Below are 22,184 nucleotides of genomic sequence, written 5' to 3'. Positions count from 1 at the left end.
ACTCCCCCCTGGAGAGTGCCAACAAAGCGACGGGCAGGTCCGGCACCCGCGACGACGGATCGACCTGGTCGCCACCTCAGACAGTTAACCCCGTGAGATCTCCGAAGGGGGAGGTCGGATCGTGACGACCACCAGCTCCAAGGTTGCCATCAAGCCGCTCGAGGACCGCATTGTGGTCCAGCCGCTCGACGCCGAGCAGACCACGGCCTCGGGCCTGGTCATTCCGGACACCGCCAAGGAGAAGCCCCAGGAGGGCGTCGTCCTGGCCGTGGGTCCCGGCCGTTTCGAGAACGGCGAGCGTCTTCCGCTCGACGTCAAGACCGGCGACATCGTGCTGTACAGCAAGTACGGCGGCACCGAGGTGAAGTACAACGGCGAGGAGTACCTCGTCCTCTCGGCTCGCGACGTGCTCGCGATCATCGAGAAGTAATTCACCGCACAGTAATTCTTTGAGCTGCGCCCCAGGCCCCCGCGACCACTAATCACCCCGGGCGCCCGGGGCGCAGTGTCATTTCACCCAGAACTCCGAGAGGGCTCACGCTGTCATGGCGAAGATCCTGAAGTTCGACGAGGACGCCCGTCGCGCCCTTGAGCGCGGCGTCAACAAGCTTGCCGACACCGTCAAGGTGACGATCGGCCCCAGGGGTCGCAACGTCGTCATCGACAAGAAGTTCGGCGCTCCGACCATCACCAACGACGGCGTCACCATCGCCCGCGAGGTCGAGCTCGACGACCCGTACGAGAACCTTGGTGCCCAGCTCGTGAAGGAGGTGGCGACCAAGACCAACGACATCGCGGGTGACGGCACCACCACCGCCACCGTGCTGGCCCAGGCGCTCGTCCGCGAGGGCCTGAAGAACGTCGCCGCCGGCGCCTCCCCGGCCGCCCTGAAGAAGGGCATCGACGCGGCCGTCGCGGCGATCTCCGAGGACCTCCTCGCGACCGCCCGGCCGATCGAGGAGAAGTCCGACATCGCCGCCGTCGCCGCGCTGTCCGCCCAGGACCAGCAGGTCGGCGAGCTCATCGCCGAGGCGATGGACAAGGTCGGCAAGGACGGTGTCATCACCGTCGAGGAGTCCAACACCTTCGGTCTGGAGCTGGACTTCACCGAGGGCATGGCCTTCGACAAGGGCTACCTGTCGCCGTACTTCGTGACGGACCAGGAGCGCATGGAAGCCGTCCTGGAAGACCCGTACATCCTCATCCACCAGGGCAAGATCTCCTCCATCGCGGACATGCTGCCGCTGCTGGAGAAGATCATCCAGTCCAACGCCTCGAAGCAGCTGCTGATCATCGCCGAGGACGTCGAGGGCGAAGCGCTCTCCACCCTCGTGGTGAACAAGATCCGCGGCACCTTCAACGCCACCGCGGTGAAGGCCCCCGGCTTCGGCGACCGCCGCAAGGCGATGCTCCAGGACATGGCCACCCTCACCGGTGCCACCGTCATCTCCGAGGAGGTCGGCCTCAAGCTCGACCAGGTCGGTCTGGACATCCTCGGCTCCGCCCGCCGGATCACCGTCACCAAGGACGACACCACCATCGTCGACGGCGCCGGTGACAAGTCCGAGGTCGAGGGCCGTATCGCCCAGATCAAGGCCGAGATCGAGAACACCGACTCCGACTGGGACCGCGAGAAGCTCCAGGAGCGCCTCGCGAAGCTGGCCGGCGGCGTGTGCGTGATCAAGGTCGGCGCCGCCACCGAGGTGGAGCTGAAGGAGAAGAAGCACCGTCTGGAGGACGCCATCTCCGCGACCCGCGCCGCGGTCGAGGAGGGCATCGTCTCCGGTGGTGGCTCCGCTCTGGTGCACGCCGCCAAGATCCTGGAGGGCAACCTCGACAAGACCGGCGACGAGGCCACCGGTGTCGCCGTGGTCCGCCGCGCGGTCGTCGAGCCGCTGCGCTGGATCGCCGAGAACGCCGGCCTGGAGGGTTACGTCATCACCTCCAAGGTCGCCGAGCTCGAAAAGGGCCAGGGCTTCAACGCCGCCACCGGCGAGTACGGCGACCTGGTCAAGGCCGGCGTCATCGACCCGGTGAAGGTCACCCGCTCCGCCCTGGAGAACGCCGCCTCCATCGCCTCCCTCCTCCTCACGACCGAGACCCTGGTCGTCGAGAAGAAGGAAGAGGAGGAGCCGGCCGCCGGGGGTCACTCCCACGGCCACTCGCACTGACGCACCGAGGTACTGAACGCCGTACCGACGTACCGACGTCACTGAGGCCCGGCGCCCCCGAGGGGGTGCCGGGCCTCAGCGCTGTCCGCCTCCGTGCCGCTACTGCGGGCCGTACTTCCGGCCCGTCCGCGACGAGATCCCGCCGAGCATGCCCCGCGGCACCACCTTCACCACCCCCATCAGCGCCTTGTAGCGCGGGTCCGGGATGGACAGGGACTTGCCGCGGGCGAGATCGGTGAGCGCCTCGGTCACCACCTTGTCGGCGTCGAGCCACATCCAGCCGGGGATGTTGTCGGTCCCCATACCCGCCCGGTCGTGGAACTCCGTCCGCACGAACCCGGGGCACACCACCATCAGCCGCACCCCGCTGCCCGCCAGATCACGCGCCGCGCCCTGCGTGAACTGCACGACCCACGACTTCGAGGCGCCGTACGTGCCGCGCGGCACGAAGGCCGCCACCGACGCCACGTTCACCACCCCGCCGCGGCCCCGCTCCCGCATCGCCTCCGCCGCGGCCGACGTCAGCCGCAGCACCGCCTCGCAGTGCACCTTGATCATGCGCAGCTCGTCGGCGAGCGGTACGTCGAGATAGCGGCCCTTGTTGCCGAAGCCGGCGTTGTTCACCAGCAGGTCGACGGGGTTCTTCCGGTCGGCGAGCCGGGTGGCGACCGCCTCGATGCCGGTGTCCTCGGCGAGGTCGGCACGGAGCACCTCCGCCTCGATGCCGTGCCGGTCGTGCAGCTCGGTCGCCTGCTCCCGCAGCCGCTGGGCGTCCCGCGCCACCAGCACGAGGTTGTGCCCGTCGGCGGCCAGGCGTCGTGCGAACGCGGCACCGATGCCCGCCGTGGATCCCGTAATCAGAGCCGTTGTCATGGCGCAAGGTTAGTGACCCACGCCACGCCCCCGGACCTCAGGAGTCCGTACCGCAACCTGCTTCTTCGCGCGCGTGGGCGACGCCTCGTCAGTTCCCCTGCGCCGCCACGTACTTGTCCGCCGTCCGGACCGTCTCCGGGTGCAGGGCCTCCCGCGCGGCGAGCAGCCGGGGCAGCAGGTCCCGCCGGGTCGTCACGGCCCTGAACTGGAGGGCGACGGTCACGTCGTGGTCCGGGCGGTGCACGATCTCGACCGTGTCGCCCGCGCGGATCTCACCCGGCTCGATCACCCGCAGATACGCGCCGGGCGCCCCGCGCTCGGTGAACCGCTTCACCCAGCCGCTCTCACCCAGATGGCCCTGGAAGGTGCGGCACGGAATCCGGCCGCTGGTCACTTCGAGGACCACGTCGGGGCCGATCCGCCAGCGCTCGCCGATCAGCGCGCCGGACACGTCGACGCCCTGCGTGGTGAGGTTCTCGCCGAAGACGCCGTCGGGCAGGTCCCGCCCCAGCACGCCCTGCCACTCGTCGAGATCCTCGCGGGCCATCGCGTACACGGCCTGGTCGTCGCCCCCGTGGTGGCGCAGCGATCCGATGGCGTCCCCGGCCAGCCCGCTGCCGCCGACCCCCTTCGGCCCGGGCGCCGCCACCCCCACCGGTCCGTCCACCGGCCGCTTGTCGATACCGGTCACCCCCTCGGGGTGGTCCGTGTACGGGACGGGGCACGCGCGGCCCAGATTCACCGACAGAAGCTTCATGACGGAACGATAATCCGCCCCCGGTCAAAGCCGCGGCGCATTAATGGGTGCCCGATCCAAGGTTCGCTTATGCTCGAAGGGTGATCGAGGCCCGTCATCTCCGTGTCCTGCGTGCCGTAGCCACCACCGGTTCCTTCTCGGCGGCGGGGCGCGAACTGGGCTGCACCCAGCCCGCCGTGAGCCAGCAGATGAAGGCCCTGGAGGCGTCCGTCGGCACCCCGCTGCTGATCCGCACCGGCCGTGAGATGCGGCTGACGCAGGCCGGCGAGGCCCTCGTCCGGCACGCCTCGGGCATCCTCGCCGGGCTCACCGCCGCCGAGGAGGAGGTCGCCGCGATCGCCGGCCTGCGCGCGGGCCGGGTCCGCCTCGTCTCGTTCCCCAGCGGCAGCTCCACCCTCGTACCGACCGCCCTGGCCGCACTGCGCGCCGCGCACCCCGGCACCCGGGTCTCCCTGGAGGAGGCCGAGTCGCCGCGCTCCGTCGAGCTGCTGCGCGAGGGCGACTGCGACGTGGCCCTGGCCTTCCGCTACGAGGGCGCGGCGGGCGCGGAGGAGTGGGACGACCTGGTGGTGCGGCCGCTGCTGACCGACCGGCTCGTGGGCCTCGTACCGGAGAGGCACCGCCTCGCGCGTGCCGAGTCCCTCGCCATCGGGGAGCTCGCCGACGAGCCGTGGATCGCGGGCTGTCCGCGCTGCCGGGGCCAGTTGATCGAGGTCTGCGAGGGCGCGGGCTTCACCCCCCGCATCGACTTCGCCACCGACGACTACCCGGCCGTGGTCGGCCTGGTGGGCGCCGGTCTGGGTGTCGCCGTGCTGCCCCAGCTGGCCGTCGAGTCCGTACGGCCCCGGGGAGTGCGGGCGGTGACGCTGGAGCCGGCGGTGCGGCGCGAGATCGTCGCCCTGACCCTGCCCGACCTGGCGCAGGTGCCGGCGGTCGCGGCGACGCTCGACCGGCTGGCGGGGGCCGCGGGGAAGTAGCGGGACCGGTCCCTCCGCAGAAACGTTACTTCAATGGTGTGAAGCGGCTCCGCCACTCGTGGTGGACGCCGTCACCAGGCGGTTGCGCGCCCGGCCCATCAGCTCTTCGCGCTCGTCCTCGGTGAGGCCGCCCCACACGCCGTACGGTTCACGGACCGCCAGCGCGTGCGCCGCGCACTCCGCGCGGACCGGGCACCTCATGCAGACCTCCTTGGCCGAGTTCTCACGAGCGCTCCGAGCCGCACCGCGCTCGCCCTCCGGATGGAAGAAGAGCGAACTGTCGACCCCGCGACAGGCGGCCAGAAGCTGCCAGTCCCACAGGTCCGCGTTCGGTCCGGGAAGGCGGGAGAAATCTGCCATTACGTGACCCCTTGTAGCCGTGCTGAGCGGATACGGTGCCCACGACCGTACAACTACGATCTAAGGAGATGAAAATATGACCACTTGCGAATCTAGCCTCAGACACCAGCAAAAGGGAAGAAAATGGGCTGAATGGGGCATGGGTTGTGACGAAACATTGAGGGTCCGTCGCGCATGAATGCACTGTGTCCGCCCCCTCACGTACAGTGCCGAAGACGGCGTACGGCCCCGTAACTCTTTCGAGTGACCGTCGTTGAGAGTGCGGAGGCGGTTGAGAACACAAGCGCTCGGGCAGGCGTCCGAGACGGTCGACCGCACAGGTGACGATTCGTACCAGCCTGGAGGCTCAAGGTGACGCGCATCAGCTGCGGAGGGCGGCCATGACTTCCGTCCTCGTCTGCGACGACTCCCCGCTTGCCCGAGAGGCGCTCCGCCGCGCGGTCGCGACCGTGCCCGGTGTCGAGCGCGTGACGACGGCGGCCAACGGCGAGGAAGTCCTCCGCCGCTGGGGTGCCGACCGTTCGGACCTGATTCTGATGGACGTACGCATGCCCGGACTGGGCGGCGTCGAGACTGTTCGGCGGCTGCTGTCCGCCGACCCCGGTGCGCGCATCATCATGCTCACCGTCGCCGAGGACCTGGACGGTGTGGCCCTCGCGGTCGCCGCCGGGGCACGCGGCTATCTGCACAAGGACGCCTCCCGCGCGGAGTTGCGGGCCACGGTGACGCAGGCGCTCGCCGACCCCACCTGGCGGCTGGCCCCGCGCCGGCTGCGGTCCGCCGAGATGGGCGCCGCGCCGACGCTCACCGCGCGGGAGATCCAGGTGCTGGAGGGCATGAGTCACGGCCGTTCCAATGCCGAGATCGGGCGTGAGCTGTTCCTCTCCGAGGACACGGTCAAGACGCACGCGCGGCGGCTGTTCAAGAAGCTGGGTGCCTCGGACCGGGCCCACGCGGTGGCGCTCGGATTCCGCTGGGGTCTGGTCCGTTAGGACGGTCCCCGGAGCCGGTTCGCCGGGCAGGCCGTCCGGCCTGCCTTTCGAACGGCGGAACTTCTCACGGTTCTCACCGAACGGGCGCGTGACGGCGCCCGTACTGGTGTCGGCGGGGGAGCGCGGTGCGGATGCCGAAGGGCGAAGTGCCGTACGGGCACGGGCGGGCGAACCGGCCGGGCGCGAGGCGGAGGAGGGAGCCGACGCGATGGGGACGACCACCTGCGTGGGCCCGCGCCGAGCTGCGGTTTCCTCCCCAAGCGGCGTGCCGGACCGGGCGGTTTGCGGACGGCGCCCGGCGCGCGGCGAAGTGGTGGCACACGGGGCCGGTCAGGGCGCGGCGACCTCCGACTGCCATGCGGCGGACGGGGTTGGCAAGTCGGCCCACCGGACGCGCGCTGCTCGTTTCGCCGCGGATGCCGCATCCTTGAGGTGTGGAGTTCCTCGCGAACGAGTCGGTCGAGCGGAAGGGGAGGGCGCAGGGGATGAGTTCCGGCGCACCTGCTCATAACGCTTCGGTGCACAACCACGGAGGCGGTGCCACGGACGCCACGGCGCCGAGGCACCATGGTCCGATGCGTGAGGACGAGGCGGCCAGTGCCCACGGGGCGATCGGTTCGCTCGTCCATCGCGCCGTCGACGGTGACGAGCAGGCCACACACGATCTGCTCGCCCACGTCCACCCCCTCGCGCTGCGCTACTGCCGCACGCGGCTGTCCCGGCTCCCGGGCGACGCGCGCCACTTCGTCGAGGACCTGGCGCAGGAGGTGTGTGTCGCCGTCCTGCTCGCGCTGCCGCGCTACCGGGACACCGGCCGGCCCTTCGAGGCCTTTGTCTTCGCCATCGCCGCCCACAAGGTCGCCGACCTGCAACGCGCGGCGATGCGGCACCCCGGGTCCACGGCCGTCCCCTCCGACGAGATGCCGGAGCGCCCCGACGACTCGCTGGGCCCCGAGGAGCGCGCGCTGCTCAGCAGCGACGCCGAGTGGGCGAAGAAGCTCCTGGCCAACCTGCCCGAGAACCAGCGGGAGCTGCTGCTGCTGCGCATCGCGGTGGGGCTGACGGCCGAGGAGACCGGCCAGATGTTGGGAATGTCACCCGGAGCGGTACGGGTGGCACAGCACCGGGCGCTCAGCCGGCTGCGGGCGCTGGCCGAGCAGTAGGCCGCTCGCGCGGGCCGGGTGGGTGTCCGCGGGCGGGTGAACACACCCCTCGCCGGTTCCGTACGAACATACGAAGCTGCCGGTCGGCCGGAACCGTGGAATGAGAGCCCCATGCTTCCCGTTAGCATGGACATCCGCACCGATCAAGGCCATTTGGGGAAGGTGTCATGACTGCCAACGTCGACGGAGTGCCCGGGAAATTCGCGACACTCGGGCTGACCTACGACGACGTGCTGCTGCTGCCGGGCGCCTCCGAGGTGCTCCCGGGTGCGGTCGACACCTCGTCCCGCATCTCCCGCAACGTCCGGGTCAACATCCCGCTGCTCTCCGCGGCGATGGACAAGGTGACCGAGTCCCGCATGGCGATCGCGATGGCCCGCCTCGGCGGCGTCGGTGTCCTGCACCGCAACCTCTCGGTCGAGGACCAGGTCAACCAGGTCGACCTGGTCAAGCGGTCCGAGTCCGGCATGGTCACCGACCCGATCACCGTGCATCCGGAGGCGACCCTCGGCGAGGCGGACGCGCTGTGCGCCAAGTTCCGCATCAGCGGGGTGCCCGTCACCGACCCGGCCGGCAAGCTGCTCGGCATCGTCACCAACCGTGACATGGCCTTCGAGAGCGACCGCAGCCGCCAGGTGCGCGAGGTCATGACACCGATGCCGCTGGTCACCGGCAAGGTCGGCATCTCCGGTGTGGACGCCATGGAGCTGCTGCGCCGCCACAAGATCGAGAAACTGCCGCTGGTCGACGACGCCGGTGTCCTCAAGGGCCTCATCACGGTCAAGGACTTCGTCAAGGCCGAGAAGTACCCGAACGCGGCGAAGGACGCCGAGGGCCGCCTCCTCGTCGGTGCCGCCGTCGGCGCCAGCCCCGAGGCCCTGGAGCGGGCCCAGGCGCTGGCCGAGGCCGGGGTGGACTTCCTGGTCGTCGACACCTCGCACGGCCACAACAGCAACGCCCTCAGCTGGATGTCGAAGATCAAGTCGAGCGTCCCCGTCGATGTGATCGGCGGCAACGTCGCCACCCGCGACGGCGCCCAGGCCCTCATCGACGCCGGGGTCGACGGCATCAAGGTGGGCGTGGGCCCCGGCTCGATCTGTACGACCCGTGTGGTCGCCGGTATCGGCGTTCCGCAGGTCACAGCCATCTACGAGGCCTCGCTCGCCGCCCGCGCGGCCGGCATCCCGCTGATCGGTGACGGCGGCCTCCAGTACTCCGGCGACATCGGCAAGGCGCTCGCCGCCGGCGCCGACACGGTGATGCTCGGTTCGCTGCTCGCGGGCTGCGAGGAGTCGCCCGGCGAGCTGCTCTTCATCAACGGCAAGCAGTTCAAGTCGTACCGCGGCATGGGCTCGCTCGGTGCCATGCAGTCCCGCGGCCAGGCGAAGTCGTACTCCAAGGACCGCTACTTCCAGGCCGAGGTCTCCTCCGACGACAAGCTCGTGCCCGAGGGCGTCGAGGGCCAGGTGCCCTACCGCGGCCCGCTGGCCAACGTGCTGCACCAGCTCGTCGGCGGCCTGCGCCAGACCATGGGCTATGTGGGCGCGGCGACCATCGACGAGATGGAGTCCAAGGGGCGCTTTGTGCGGATCACCTCCGCCGGCCTCAAGGAGAGCCACCCGCACGACATCCAGATGACGGTCGAGGCGCCGAACTACAGCGGCATGTAGTCACCGCACTCCTCCAAGGGCGGCTCCGGAGCGACCGGGGCCGCCCTTGTCGTACCCGTCGGGGATACTGGGAGACGCTGTAACGCATCAGGGAAAGGCCACACACGTGACTGAGATCGAGATCGGGCGCGGCAAGCGCGGCCGCCGGGCGTACGCCTTCGACGACATCGCCGTCGTCCCCAGCCGTCGTACGCGCGACCCGAAGGAGGTCTCGATCACCTGGCAGATCGACGCCTACCGCTTCGACCTGCCGTTCCTGGCCGCCCCCATGGACTCGGTCGTGTCGCCGGCCACGGCGATCCGGATCGGCGAGCTCGGCGGCCTCGGCGTGCTGAACCTCGAAGGCCTGTGGACGCGCCACGAGGACCCGCAGCCGCTGCTCGACGAGATCACCGCGCTGCCCGTGGAGTCCGCCACGCGCCGCCTCCAGGAGATCTACGCCGCGCCGATCAAGGAGGAGCTGATCGGCCGGCGCATCAAGGAGGTGCGCGACTCGGGTGTGGTCACCGCGGCCGCGCTCTCCCCGCAGCGCACGGCACAGTTCTCCAAGGCCGTGGTCGACGCGGGTGTCGACATCTTCGTCATCCGCGGTACGACGGTCTCGGCGGAGCACGTCTCGTCCTCGCACGAGCCGCTGAACCTGAAGCAGTTCATCTACGAGCTCGACGTCCCGGTGATCGTCGGCGGCTGCGCCACCTACACGGCCGCACTGCACCTGATGCGCACGGGCGCGGCGGGTGTGCTGGTCGGCTTCGGCGGCGGCGCCGCGCACACCACGCGCAATGTGCTGGGCATCCAGGTCCCGATGGCCACGGCGGTCGCGGACGTGGCGGCGGCCCGCCGGGACTACATGGACGAGTCCGGCGGCCGGTACGTGCATGTGATCGCCGACGGTGGTGTCGGCTGGTCCGGCGACCTCCCGAAGGCCGTGGCCTGCGGTGCCGACGCGGTGATGATGGGCTCCCCGCTCGCCCGCGCGACGGACGCGCCGGGCCGGGGCCACCACTGGGGCATGGAGGCGGTCAACGAGGAGCTGCCCCGCGGCAAGAAGGTCGACCTCGGCACGGTCGGCACCCTGGAGGAGGTCCTCACCGGCCCCTCCTACCTGTCCGACGGCTCCATGAACTTCTTCGGCGCCCTGCGCCGCGCGATGGCCACGACCGGCTACAGCGAACTGAAGGAGTTCCAGCGCGTCGAGGTCACGGTGGCGGACTCGCAGCACAAGCGGTAGGTCGCGGGAAACGTGAGGGGGCCGGTCGCCCGTAGTGGCGACCGGCCCCCTTCGCGTGCGCCCTCACAGCCGGTGGGCCGCCCCCGTCGGGGTGGCGCCCCGGGTGTCCAGCAGGAGCTGGGCCTTCACCGACAGGCCCTGGAGGTCGTACGTGCGGTGCTGCTGGAGAAGGATCGTCAGATCGGCGTCGGCCGCGGCCTCGTAGAGCGAGTCGGCCCGCGGGACCGGGCGGTCCAGGACGTTCCAGGACGGGATGTGCGGGTCGTGGTAGCTGATCGCGGCGCCGAGTTCCATCAGCCGGATCGCGATCTCCTGGGCCGGGGTGCCCTGCTGGTCGGCGAGGTCGGGCTTGTAGGTGACGCCGAGCAGGAGGACGCGGGCGCCGCGGGCGGACTTGCCGTGCTCGTTGAGGAGGGTGGCGGCGCGCTGGACGACGTAGCGCGGCATCTGTTCGTTGACCTGGCGGGCCAGTTCGACCATGCGCAGGCCGCGGCCCGCGCGGCCGGTGAGGTCCTGGGGGGCGGTGTGGCCGCCGACGCCGGGGCCGGGGCGGAACGCCTGGAAGCCGAACGGCTTGGTCTCGGCGCACCGGATGACGTCCCACAGGTCGACGTCCAGGTCGTCGCAGAGGACGGCCATCTCGTTGACGAGCGCGATGTTGACGTGCCGGAAGTTGGTCTCCAGGAGCTGCACGGTCTCCGCCTCGCGGGGGCCACGCGCGCGTACCACCTTGTCGGTGAGACGGCCGTAGAAGGCGGCGGCCGACTCGGTGCAGGCGGGGGTGAGACCGCCGATGACCTTGGGGGTGTTGGCCGGGGTGAAGTCGCGGTTTCCGGGGTCGACGCGGCTCGGGGAGTACGCGAGGTGGAAGTCGCGTCCCGCGCGCAGGCCCGATCCCCGCTCCAGGAGGGGGCGCAGCACCTCCTCGGTCGTGCCGGGGTGGACGGGCGACTCCAGGATGACCGTGGTGTGCGGGCGCAGCTGTGCGGCGAGGGTGCGCGCGGCGGCCTCCACCTGGCTCAGATCGGGCCCGCCGTCGGCACCGCGCGGGGTGGGCGCGCAGATGACGGCGGTGCGGACCCGGCCCAGCTCGGCGGGGGCGGTGGGCTGCCGGAAGCCCTCCGCGTGCATCCGGCGCAGTTCGGCGGGGCTCAGGGAGCCGGCCTCGGGCCCGGTCTTGTAGCCGACGGTGGGGATGCCGGCGGCGACTGCGGCCTGGGCCAGCGGCAGGCCGAGCGCTCCGAGTCCGATGACGGCGAGATCTGCGGGCATTGCGTGGGCCGTCCTTCCCAATAGCCGAAGCGGGACAGGTGCGCAAGCCCTGTGGACAGGACGGGCCAGCGCAATGTCAGACTAGGAGTAAATATGACCGAAATACGGCATTGCCTCCCTGTGTCGCCCGGACGGCCTTTCCTGTCCCGTCCTGCGGGTTTGCCCCAGGACCGTGGGGGCGTGTGTTCCCGCGGCCTTGCGAGGGCGTGAAGGTTGTCCACAGGCTGGGGGTGAGTGGTGGCTGAAGTCGGGCATGACGGTCAGAATCTGGGCAGGGGGAAACGGAACGTGGTCCTGCCGGACAGGTTCGGCCGGGCGCGACCGACAAGCGGGAGGCAGCGGTGAGGACAGCGACACTGGGGCCGGCGCAACGCGCCGAGTCACTGGCATCAATGGCCGAGCGTGAACTGGACGTGCTCGTTGTGGGCGCCGGGGTGGTCGGCGCGGGCACCGCCCTGGACGCCGTCACCCGCGGTCTGTCCACCGGCCTGGTGGAGGCGCGCGACTGGGCGTCGGGCACCTCCAGCCGGTCCAGCAAACTGATCCACGGCGGCCTGCGCTATCTGGAGATGCTCGACTTCGCCCTGGTCCGCGAGGCCCTCAAGGAGCGCGGGCTGCTGCTGGAGCGGCTCGCCCCGCACCTGGTCAAGCCCGTGCCGTTCCTGTACCCGCTCCAGCACAAGGGCTGGGAGCGGCTGTACGCCGGATCGGGCGTCGCGCTCTACGACGCGATGTCGATGGCCCGCGGCCACGGCCGGGGCCTCCCGGTCCACCGCCACCTGACCCGCCGGCACGCCCTGCGCGTGGCCCCCTGTCTGAAGAAGGACGCCCTGGTCGGGGCGTTGCAGTACTACGACGCACAGATGGACGACGCGCGGTACGTGGCGACGCTGGTGCGCACGGCGGCGGCCTACGGCGCCCGGGTGGCAAACCGCGCGCGCGTCACCGGGTTCCTGCGCGAGGGCGAGCGGGTCGTGGGAGCGCGCGTGCAGGACGTCGAGGCCGGCGGGGAGTACGAGATCCACGCCAAGCAGGTCGTCAACGCCACCGGTGTCTGGACCGACGACACCCAGGCGATGGTCGGCGAGCGGGGCCAGTTCCACGTCCGCGCCTCCAAGGGCATCCACCTCGTGGTGCCCAAGGACCGCGTCAGCTCCTCCTCCGGACTGATCCTGCGCACCGAGAAGTCCGTGCTGTTCGTCATCCCCTGGGGCCGGCACTGGATCATCGGCACCACCGACACCGACTGGGACCTCGACAAGGCCCACCCCGCCGCGTCCAGCGCCGACATCGACTACCTCCTGGAGCACGTCAACTCCGTGCTCGCCGTCCCGCTGACCCGCGACGACGTGGAGGGTGTCTACGCCGGGCTGCGGCCCCTGCTGGCCGGCGAGTCCGACGCCACCAGCAAGCTGTCGCGCGAGCACACCGTGGCCCACCCGGCGCCGGGCCTGGTCGTGGTGGCGGGCGGCAAGTACACGACGTACCGGGTGATGGCGAAGGACGCCGTCGACGAGGCGGCCCGCGCGCTGGACACCCGGGTCGCCGAGTGCGTCACCGAGGACATCCCGCTGCTGGGCGCCGAGGGCTACCGCGCGCTGTGGAACGCGCGGGCGCGGATCGCCGCCCGCACCGGCATCCATGTGGTCCGCGTGGAGCACCTGTTGAACCGGTACGGCTCGCTGGCCGACGAGGTCCTCGACCTCATCGCCGGGGACGCCACGCTCGGGGAGCCGCTCCAGTTCGCCGACGACTATCTGCGCGCCGAGATCGTGTACGCCGCCTCGCACGAGGGCGCGCGCCACCTCGACGACGTACTGACCCGGCGGACCCGGATCTCCATCGAGACCTTCGACCGGGGCACCCGCAGCGCGCGCGAGGCCGCCGAGCTGATGGCGCCGGTGCTCGGCTGGGACAAGGACCAGATCGAACGCGAGGTCCAGCACTACGAGAAGCGGGTGGAGGCCGAGCGGGAGTCCCAGCGCCAGCCGGACGACCTGACGGCGGACGCGGCGCGGTTGGGGGCGCCGGACATCGTGCCGCTGTGACGCCGGAGGCCGCGGTGACGGGGGAGATGTGCCGGGCCGCCGGGCGCGGTGACGTGCCCTGGCGGGTGTGTGCCGGGGGCGTTGGCGGGCAGACGAAGGGTTCACTCGAACGGGTGTAGTGGCCCGGGATCTTCGTTCGGATCCGGTTCGTTGACGAGGTGTCGGGCGGGATGAGGTCGACGGCGGAGCGACCGATTCCCGCGGTGGCCGACGAAGGGCACCCGGGGCGTCGAGCACTTGTCGGGTGAGAGACAATGGAGGCTCTGTCAGGGCGGGTTGCATGAGGGGACGCATGTCGGAGGCGGAGCGGGCGGGGACATCCCGTCAGGACAAGAGCGCACGTCTCCTCGCCGGGCGGTACCGGCTGGGAGATGTACTCGGCCGCGGCGGCATGGGTACGGTGTGGCGGGCCGAGGACGAGACGCTCGGGCGGACGGTCGCCGTCAAGGAACTGCGGTTCCCGTCGAACATCGACGAGGAGGAGAAACGACGGCTCATCACGCGAACCCTGCGTGAGGCAAAGGCCATTGCACGGATCCGGAACAACAGCGCGGTCACCGTCTTCGACGTCGTCGAGGAGGACGACCGGCCCTGGATCGTGATGGAGCTCGTCGAGGGCAAGTCCCTCGCCGAGGTCATCCGCGAGGACGGACTGCTGGAGCCGAAGCGGGCCGCCGAGGTCGGCCTCGCCGTCCTGGACGTGCTGCGCTCGGCGCACCGCCAGGGCATCCTGCACCGGGACGTGAAGCCGTCCAACGTGCTGATCGCCGAGGACGGCCGGGTCGTGCTCACCGACTTCGGCATCGCCCAGGTCGAGGGCGACCCGTCCATCACCTCGACCGGCATGCTCGTCGGCGCCCCCTCCTACATCTCGCCGGAGCGCGCCCGCGGCCACAAGCCCGGCCCCGCGGCCGACCTCTGGTCCCTCGGCGGCCTGCTCTACGCGGCGGTGGAGGGCGCCCCGCCCTACGACAAGGGTTCCGCCATCGCCACGCTCACCGCGGTGATGACCGAGCCGCTGGAGGAGCCGAAGAACGCCGGGCCGCTGGCCGAGGTCATCCGCGGACTGCTCACCAAGGATCCGCTGAAGCGACTCGACGACGTCGGCGCGCGCGCCAAGCTCAACGCCATCATCCACGCCCCCGCGGCGGGCCACGGTCTGCCCGAGCCGGTGGACGCGACGAAGGTCGTACCGCTGCCCCCGCAGCCCGAACGCCGGTCGGACCGGGGGAGTTCGGCGGACTCCGGCACCAAGCAGGGCAGTGAGGCCGGCGAGCGGCTGCGCGGCGCGCTGCGGTCGGTGCGCAAGGGGGCCGCGGCCTCCGGGGCGGCAGCCTCGGCCGCGGCGACCCGCGCCAAGTCGGGGAACGGCAGGTCGGGGTCGGCGAGTGACGCCGGTGCGGGTGCCGGTGCCGGGACGGCGGACGGCGGCGCTTCGGGTGGCCGGTCGGCGGGTGGTCGTACGGATACGGCGGGGGCGCGGAGTTCTACGGGTGTTGGGGCGGGGCCGCGTTCGGATTCCGGCTCCGGATCGGGATCGGGATCGCGCTCAGGTTCAGGTTCGGGTGAGGGTGTCGCGTCCGTGACGGCGGGGATGCCCTCGGTCGGCGCGTCCCGTACCGGCTCCGGAGCGGGCTCGCAGGGTACGAGCGGCGGCTCCGCCAACCGGAGTTCCGGGTGGCCCGTGGTGCCGCCGCCGGATCTGCCGCCGCGGCCCGTGCCCAGGGCCTCGATCACCGACGTGGTGCCCCGGCGGACGCTGGTCGTCATCGCCGTGGTCGTGGCGCTCGCCGTGCTCGGTGTGGTGCTGGCCGTTGTGCTCAGCGGCGACGACTCGGGCTCGCAGGCCGAGGGCGACCCCGGGACCAAGGCGTCCGCGGGTGAGACGCCGGGTGCCGACACCAAGGAGGACACCGGCGGCGGTGCCGCTCCGGACGGACAGGCCTCCGACGCCGCGACCCAGGGCGGGGCGCCGGGCTCCGGCCAGAGCGACGACGAGAAGTCGGACGACTCCTCCGACGACGAGGGCGAGTCCTCCGGCGGCTCGGGCTCGGGCTCGTCGAAGGGCGACAGCGGCGCGGCGTCCACGTACGAGGGCGACCAGGGGTACTCGATCGGGCTGCCCACGGGCTGGAAGTACCAGTCCTCGGACAGCGCGGGCGACCGCTTCACCGGTCCCGACGGGCAGAAGCTGCTCGTCGCCTGGACGTCCACGCCCAAGGACGACCCGGTCGCGGACTGGGAGAACCAGGAGCGCTCCATGCAGCGCGCGGAGTACGACCGGATCCGAATAGAGAAGGTGGACTACCGCGGCTGGAACACGGCCGACTGGGAGTTCACCTACGTGGAGAGCGGGACGGAGTTCCGGACGATCGACCGGGGCTTTGTGGTCGACGACGATCAGGGATACGCGCTGATGTACACGGCAAAGGCCGCGAAGTGGGGCGATGCCGAACGCAGTGCCGCCTGGGGGACGTTGACGGAGTCCTTCGAACCCAGAGCGTGAGCGGGGCGGGGTACGGGTTTGAGACATGAGATGTCCCATCCCTTCGATGCAATTTGCCTCCGGCACGTATCGTGAGTGCTTGCGAACCGTACGCATCCGGAACGGGACGCCACACGAACGGAATTGACCACCCGGACGGCCGGGGGAGGCGACGTGGACGACTACGCGGGACGGGTCCTCGCGGACCGCTACCGCCTGCCGCTGCCACCCTCCGACGAGTACGAGCTCACCGAGAGCCGGGCCTTCGACACCTACAGCGGGCAGGAAGTCCTGGTCAGGCAGGTGCCGTTGCCCGAGGTCGTCGAGGCCGAGGTGCTCGACGCGGAGGGTCTGCCCGACGGGTTCACCGCGCGCAACGGCGCCTCGCGCCGGCCGGCCCCGCGAGGTGGCAGCACCCGCACGCCTGCCGATCCGGCCGTGCGCCGGGCCGTCGAGGCGGCGCAGGCCGCCGCGCAGATTCCCGACCATCCGCGCCTTGACCAGGTCTTCGACGTGTTCGCCGAGGGTGGCTCGCTCTGGATCGTCAGCGAGCTGGTGGCGGCACGGCCGCTGTCGGCGCTGCTCGCCGAACGGCCGCTGACGCCCTACCGCGCGGCCGAGGTCGCCGCCGACGTCCTGATGGCGGTGCGGGTGCTGCACGCCCATGGCTGGGTGCACCGCAACATCACCGCGCGCACGGTACTGGTCTGCGACGACGGCCGGATCATGCTGACCGGGCTGGCGGTCGGGGCGGCGGAAGAGGCGCTCTGCGGGTACGACCCGGTGCCGGCACCGGACGGGGACGAGGGCGGTCCCGGAACGCCGGGTGGGCCCGGTGGCCCCGGCACAGGTCTCGGTTCTGGCTCCGGTGGCGCGGGTGGCCGTGGGCTTACGCCGGTCGGCGGCCCGGGGATTCCCGGGCAAGGGGGATCCGGCGGGCCGGGCGGGCCTGGTGGGGCCGGTGGCTTCGGGGCGCCCGGCGGTTACGGGGGTCACGGCGGACCGGGTGGTTCAGGCGGGCCTGGTGATCCGGGAGGGCGTGGCGGCTACGCGGGTCCGGGTGGGCCTGGTGGCCCGGGAGCCCCAGGCGGTCCCGGTGGGCCTGTTGGTCATCACGGCGGCCACGGCGGCCACGGAGGTCAGGGAGGTCAGGGTGGCCCCGGAACCCCCGGCGCTCCCCTCGGCCCCGTCGCCCCCGTCGCCCCCGTCGCCCCCGCCGGGTTCGCCGCTGCCGACTCCGATCCCGAGGCCGCTCGGCGGGCCGCCATCGAGGCGCGGGCTGCCGGTGGGCTGCCGGCACCCGGTGTGGAGGCGGCGCCCGGTGTGAGTGGTTCGGCGGCGCTTGCCCGGCGGGCGCCGGAGAGCGGCGGGGACGTGCGTGCGGCCCGCGCCGGAGCGATCGCCGCGTACCGCGCGGGCGCACGCGCCGCGGCCCGCGTCCAGGAACAGCAGAACGGCCGGGCGGCCCTGCCCGGCGCCCGTTCCGCGCCGGAGAGCGCCTCGGGAGCACCGGGGCAGATCGCGGACCCGTACGGAGTGCGCGGCGCCAACGGCCAGGCGGAGCACGGACGTACGGCACTCACACCCGCGGCGCCGCAGGGCACATCCGGCACACCCGGCACGGCACGCTGGGACGAGGTCGCCGCCGGCGGCCCGGCCCGGCGCGGACCCGCCACCGCGCTCGCCGCCGAGCGCGCCCGGCAGGCCCGGATGGCCGTCGTCGGCCCGGTGACCGAGCGCTGGGCGCCCGAGCAGGCCGGACCGGTGCACGAGAACTGGCAGTTGGCGGCACCCATCGGCCCCGCGACCGACCTGTGGGCACTGGGCGCGCTGCTCTTCCGCTCCGTGCAGGGACACGCGCCCTACCCGGAGGAGTCCACCGCCGAGCTGGTGCAGCTGGTGTGCGCGGAGCCGCCCGCCTTCGCCGAGGAGTGCGGACCGCTCAGGCCGGTCGTCGAGTCGCTGCTGCGTCAGGACCCGACCGAGCGCATCGACTTCGAGGAGCTGCGCGGCTGGCTGCGTTCGCTGGTGCGGTCGGCGCCCGAGCCGGAGGCCGGGGTGCATGTGGTGGCCGCGCCGCCCGCCGACGCCCGGCGGCTGCCGGTGGTGCGCCGCCGCGGTGAGCTGGTGCGCAGGCGGCGGGCCGGGCTGCCCGCGACCCACGGACGGCACAAGCGGGCGCGGGAGGAGCGCCGTTCGCCGCGCAGCCTCGGCCGCACCCTGATCGTGCTGATACTGCTGGCGCTGGCCGCGGCGGTCGCGTACGCCGTGCTGTTCCTGCCGAAGGCCGGCGAGGACGGGGCGACCGGCAGTGGCTCCGACCGGACCGGGGCGGTCGGCGAGGCGAGCGACGCGCCCTCGGAGCCGGACGCGAGCAGCGAACCCCGGCCCGACCAGACGGCACCCGGCGGTGGCGCGAGCGAGGGCGGTGACGAGAGCGACGGCGGGTCGGACGGGTCGACGGGGTCAGACGAGACCCAGACCGCGGGCCCGGACGTGGCCGACGGCTTCGGGGTGCGCAGCGACGCGGAGGGGTTCCGGGTCGCCGTCGCCAACGGCTGGGACCGCACCCCGCGCAACGGCCGGGGACAGGTGGTCTACTCGCAGGGCTCCTTCGAGCTGATCCTGGTGCCGGGCCGGGACTCGGCCGACGAGTACGGCAGCGATCCGATGGAGTACCAGCGCGAGCGCGAACCGGAGTTGCAGCCCTACCGGGACTCCAGCTGGGCCACGTCCACCGGCCTGAAGTCCATCGAGGTGGGCGGACGGACGATGGCCGAGGGGCAGTTCACCTGGACCGGGGCCGACGGACGGGAGCTTTTCGTCCGCAACCTGGCCATTCTGATCGACGGCGAGTACCACGTGGTGCAGGTGCGCGGCCCGGAGGCCGAGCGCGACGAGGTGACCCGGCTGTACGAGCAGGCGGCGGCGACGTACCAGGTCACGGGCTGATCCGGCGTACGAAACGGCGGCCGGGGGCCGAGGGGCGGGGCGTCGTTCCGGTCCCCGTGCCAGCCCCCGCGCCGGTCCCCGTGCCGGTCCGGGCCGGGAGGACGGATCGGACTTCCGTCCCGCTGGTTCATTTCTGCCACGCAAAGCGACAACCGTCACAGTGGCGTCTCCTTGACCCCAGACAGGTTCCCCGAAGGGGGAGCGGTCCCTACGCTGACCCTGTCAAGAACATTGTGGGGAAACGTGAATCACATGCAGGGCCTGCTCCTGGGGGACCGCTACCGGCTCACCGACACCATCGGCAGCGGCGGTATGGGCCGGGTGTGGCGTGCCCACGATGAGGTGCTGCACCGCGCCGTCGCCATCAAGGAGCTCACCGCCGCGCTGTACGCGTCCGGCAGCGACCAGGCCGTCCTGCTCGCGCGCACCCGGGCCGAGGCACGCGCGGCCGCGCGGATCAACCACTCGGCCGTCGTCACCGTCCACGACGTGCTCGAACACGACGGCCGGCCCTGGATCGTCATGGAGCTGGTCGAGGGCCGTTCCCTCGCCGACGCCGTGAAGGACGACGGCCGGGTCGAGCCGGCCGAGGCCGCCCGGATCGGGCTGTGGGTGCTGCGGGCCCTGCGTGCCGCGCACACCGCCGGTGTGCTGCACCGCGATGTGAAGCCCGGCAATGTGCTGCTCGCGAGCGACGGCCGGGTCCTGCTCACGGACTTCGGGATCGCGCAGATCGAGGGCGACAGCACGATCACCCGGACCGGCGAGGTCGTCGGCTCCGTCGACTTCCTGGCCCCGGAGCGGGTCCGCGGCCACGACCCGGGTCCGGCCGCCGACCTCTGGGCGCTCGGCGCGACGCTGTACGCGGCGGTCGAGGGGCTCTCGCCGTTCCGCCGCACCTCGCCGCTGAGCACCATGCGGGCCGTGGTCGAGGACGAGCCGCAGGTGCCGCGGTACGCCGGTCCGCTCGAACCCGTCATCACCGGGCTGCTGCGCAAGGACCCGGCGACCCGCCCCAGCACGTCCGAGGCCGAGCAGATGCTCGCGGAGGCGGCGGAGGGACGACGGCCCAGATCGGCCCAGGCGTACGTGCCGACGACGTCCCACTCGGACTCGGGGACGATGTCGGCGGCCGTCCCACCGGGCCCCGAGGCGCCGACCCCGTACCGGCCCACGACCGGCCCGACCGCCTACGTCCCGCAGCCCGCGCCCATGTCCGCGCCCCCGCCCATGTCCGCGTCGGCGTCCGCACCACGGCGTCGGCGGCTGCTCGTCGTCGCGCTGGTGGTCGTGGTCGCCGCGCTGATCGGCGGCGGTACGGCCGTACTGCTCCAGCAGCGCGACAACGGCAGCGACAACTCCGTGTCCCCCGGTCCGACCTCCCAGGGCCCCACCTCGCAGGGCCCCTCGCCCTCGCCGACCGGCGAGAAGGAGAACACCCCGGGCGCCGTCCCCGACGGCTGGACCACCGTCACCGATCCGCTCGGCTTCGGGCTGGCCCTGCCCGAGGGCTGGGAGCGGCAGGAGCCGACCAACGAAGGCCCCTTCCAGCAGGTCGACTACACACCGGACGGCGGCAGGACCTTGATCCGGATCGCCGTCGACACGGATCCCGACTTCGCCGACCCCTACGAGCATCTGACCGACCTCGACCAGCAGGTCAGCGCCCGGCTCGTGGACTACCGGCAACTGGCCCTGGAGCGGAGCGACTACCGCGACCGGCCCGGCGGCCGCTGGGAGTACACCTGGACCGCGCTCGCCAAGGACACCGCGTTCCCCGGGCCGTACCGCGCGGTCGACCAGATGTACATCTCCCGGGACGGCGTCGAGTACGCGATCTACATGGCCTCGCCCGCGGACGACTGGGCCACGACGAGCGAGCGGTTCGAGACCGTGCTGAGGAGCTGGCGGGAGGGCTGACGCCCTCAGCACGCCGCCGGTGAGCCGTCCGTGGGCGGGATCGTGAGGGTCGGGATTCGGTCGGATCGGCGGCGCGGGTCCGCGGCCCGGCCCCCGGTGTTTCCCGGGAGTGGTCCGTCACAGGGCGTGTGGGGCGTTGGCCATCGTCGGTTGTCGGCCACCTGCTCCGCCGCCGTCCGGAGCGTGCGCCTCCGGGTCGGGCATGATGGGGCGTATGGGGACCGAGCGCGCGGATGGTCGGGTCATCGCGGGCCGTTACCGGCTGGAGACGGTGCTCGGACGCGGCGGTATGGGCGTGGTGTGGCAGGCCACCGACGAGCTGCTCGGCCGGCGGGTGGCGGTCAAGGAACTCGAGGTCGACAGCTCCCTCTCGCCGGACCGGGCCCGGGTGCAGCGCGAGCGGATCCTGCGCGAGGCCCGTACGGTCGCCCGGCTGCACCACCCGCACCTCATCGTCGTCCACGACGTCGTCGAGCACGCGGAACGCCCTTATCTCGTCATGGAGTTGATCGACGGCGGCTCCCTCGCCGACCGGATCGCCGCGGACGGGCCCGTGGACGCCCGGGAGGCCGCGCGGATCGGCGTCGCGCTGCTCGACGCGCTGCGTACGGCGCACGCGGAGGGCGTACTGCACCGCGACATCAAGCCCGCCAACGTCCTGATGGAGTCCGGCACCGGCCGGGTCGTCCTCACCGACTTCGGGGTGGCCCAGGTGGCGGGGGCGTCGACGCTCACCGAGAGCGGGACGTTCGTGGGCTCGCCCGAGTACACCTCGCCGGAGCGGATGTCGGGCGCGGGCACCGGTCCCGCCTCCGACCTGTGGTCGCTGGGCGCGCTGCTGTGTGCCGCGGTGAGCGGCGAATCGCCGTTCCAGCGCGCGTCGGTGGGCGGCACGCTCAACGCGGTGGTGTCCGGCGACATTCGGATGCCGGAGCAACTGGGCCCGTTGCTGCCCGTCGTACGGCGGCTGCTGGAGCGCGATCCGGCCAGGAGGCTGGACGCCGCCGACGCCGAACGCCTGCTGCGCGCGTACCTGGACACGGGCCGTACCCAACGGCGGCGCAGGGACCGGGCGTTGTCCCGCAAGGGGCTGCTGGTGGCCGCGTTGCTGGTGGCCGCGCTGACCGGCGCGGGTGTGTCGGCGGCGCTGCTCGCGGCCGGCGACAGCACCCCCGACCGGCCGCCGAGCACACCGTCCCCCACCTTGAGCGCGTCCGGCGGCCCGACCGTGACAGGCTCGGGAAATATCCCCTGAACCGGCCCGATAAATAGGAGATAAGCGACGCCTGAGTCACGGGTGTGTGACCGCGGTG

16 protein-coding genes are annotated in these 22,184 nt (G+C 72.1%); 12 read left to right on the top strand and 4 right to left on the bottom strand.

Annotated elements, in window-relative coordinates; genetic code table 11:
• Positions 1-121: 121 nt before the first annotated feature.
• Together groES and groL are read left to right on the top strand one after the other, a co-directional pair.
• Positions 122-430 (top strand): co-chaperone GroES, encoded by a 309-nt coding sequence (gene groES / locus ACIQAC_RS13205; RefSeq protein WP_003998759.1) that lies wholly within the window; start codon positions 122-124, stop codon positions 428-430.
• 115 nt (positions 431-545) lie between these two features.
• Positions 546-2,171: a chaperonin GroEL gene (gene groL, locus ACIQAC_RS13200; protein ID WP_402190024.1), complete on the top strand. Its 1,626-nt coding sequence runs from the start codon at positions 546-548 to the stop codon at positions 2,169-2,171.
• Positions 2,172-2,270: 99 nt separating this feature from the next.
• Here groL and ACIQAC_RS13195 read toward each other — a convergent pair whose 3' ends face one another.
• Together ACIQAC_RS13195 and ACIQAC_RS13190 are read right to left on the bottom strand one after the other, a co-directional pair.
• The gene (locus ACIQAC_RS13195) at positions 2,271-3,044 is read right to left on the bottom strand and encodes an SDR family NAD(P)-dependent oxidoreductase (protein WP_402190017.1); all 774 of its coding nucleotides are present in this window, start codon (positions 3,042-3,044) and stop codon (positions 2,271-2,273) included.
• An 88-nt stretch (positions 3,045-3,132) separates the two neighbouring features.
• Positions 3,133-3,801: an MOSC domain-containing protein gene (locus ACIQAC_RS13190; protein ID WP_402190015.1), complete on the bottom strand. Its 669-nt coding sequence runs from the start codon at positions 3,799-3,801 to the stop codon at positions 3,133-3,135.
• An 80-nt stretch (positions 3,802-3,881) separates the two neighbouring features.
• Here ACIQAC_RS13190 and ACIQAC_RS13185 point away from each other — a divergent pair, with 80 nt between their 5' ends.
• Positions 3,882-4,778: a LysR family transcriptional regulator gene (locus ACIQAC_RS13185; RefSeq protein WP_402190013.1), complete on the top strand. Its 897-nt coding sequence runs from the start codon at positions 3,882-3,884 to the stop codon at positions 4,776-4,778.
• Positions 4,779-4,808: 30 nt separating this feature from the next.
• On the opposite strand, the gene ACIQAC_RS13180 is transcribed toward ACIQAC_RS13185, so the two are convergent.
• Positions 4,809-5,138, bottom strand: coding sequence for a WhiB family transcriptional regulator (locus ACIQAC_RS13180; protein WP_402190011.1), 330 nt, complete (start codon positions 5,136-5,138; stop codon positions 4,809-4,811).
• A 380-nt stretch (positions 5,139-5,518) separates the two neighbouring features.
• Between ACIQAC_RS13180 and ACIQAC_RS13175 the strand changes: the two genes are divergently transcribed.
• From ACIQAC_RS13175 to ACIQAC_RS13160, 4 genes are all read left to right on the top strand, one after another.
• Complete coding sequence (locus ACIQAC_RS13175; RefSeq protein ID WP_003948568.1) at positions 5,519-6,130, top strand: response regulator transcription factor; 612 nt, start codon at positions 5,519-5,521, stop codon at positions 6,128-6,130.
• 575 nt (positions 6,131-6,705) lie between these two features.
• Positions 6,706-7,293, top strand: coding sequence for a sigma-70 family RNA polymerase sigma factor (locus tag ACIQAC_RS13170; protein ID WP_402190008.1), 588 nt, complete (start codon positions 6,706-6,708; stop codon positions 7,291-7,293).
• A 167-nt stretch (positions 7,294-7,460) separates the two neighbouring features.
• Positions 7,461-8,963: an IMP dehydrogenase gene (gene guaB / locus ACIQAC_RS13165; protein WP_402190005.1), complete on the top strand. Its 1,503-nt coding sequence runs from the start codon at positions 7,461-7,463 to the stop codon at positions 8,961-8,963.
• A 106-nt stretch (positions 8,964-9,069) separates the two neighbouring features.
• The gene (locus ACIQAC_RS13160) at positions 9,070-10,194 is read left to right on the top strand and encodes a GuaB3 family IMP dehydrogenase-related protein (RefSeq protein WP_402190003.1); all 1,125 of its coding nucleotides are present in this window, start codon (positions 9,070-9,072) and stop codon (positions 10,192-10,194) included.
• Positions 10,195-10,257: 63 nt separating this feature from the next.
• Here the strand turns inward: ACIQAC_RS13160 and ACIQAC_RS13155 are convergent, their stop codons facing one another.
• Positions 10,258-11,466 (bottom strand): nucleotide sugar dehydrogenase, encoded by a 1,209-nt coding sequence (locus ACIQAC_RS13155; RefSeq protein ID WP_402190000.1) that lies wholly within the window; start codon positions 11,464-11,466, stop codon positions 10,258-10,260.
• 341 nt (positions 11,467-11,807) lie between these two features.
• Here ACIQAC_RS13155 and ACIQAC_RS13150 point away from each other — a divergent pair, with 341 nt between their 5' ends.
• From ACIQAC_RS13150 to ACIQAC_RS13130, 5 genes are all read left to right on the top strand, one after another.
• Complete coding sequence (locus ACIQAC_RS13150) at positions 11,808-13,514, top strand: glycerol-3-phosphate dehydrogenase/oxidase (protein WP_402189999.1); 1,707 nt, start codon at positions 11,808-11,810, stop codon at positions 13,512-13,514.
• A 292-nt stretch (positions 13,515-13,806) separates the two neighbouring features.
• Complete coding sequence (locus ACIQAC_RS13145; protein WP_402189996.1) at positions 13,807-16,020, top strand: serine/threonine-protein kinase; 2,214 nt, start codon at positions 13,807-13,809, stop codon at positions 16,018-16,020.
• Between the two features lie 153 nt (positions 16,021-16,173).
• A complete protein-coding gene (locus ACIQAC_RS13140) occupies positions 16,174-18,951 on the top strand; it encodes a protein kinase (protein ID WP_402189993.1) in 2,778 nt (925 codons plus the stop codon).
• 252 nt (positions 18,952-19,203) lie between these two features.
• Entirely contained in the window at positions 19,204-20,871 is a 1,668-nt protein-coding gene (locus ACIQAC_RS13135) for a serine/threonine-protein kinase (protein WP_402189990.1), read from the top strand.
• Positions 20,872-21,085: 214 nt separating this feature from the next.
• Positions 21,086-22,126, top strand: a complete 1,041-nt coding sequence (locus ACIQAC_RS13130) for a serine/threonine-protein kinase (RefSeq protein ID WP_402189987.1) — start codon at positions 21,086-21,088, stop codon at positions 22,124-22,126.
• The last annotated feature ends 58 nt before the right edge of the window (positions 22,127-22,184 follow it).

Source organism: Streptomyces sp. NPDC088387 (assembly GCF_044753385.1).
Classification (GTDB): domain Bacteria; phylum Actinomycetota; class Actinomycetes; order Streptomycetales; family Streptomycetaceae; genus Streptomyces.
Note: the sequence above shows the minus strand (reverse complement) of the source record. Positions and strands in the feature narration are given on the sequence as shown.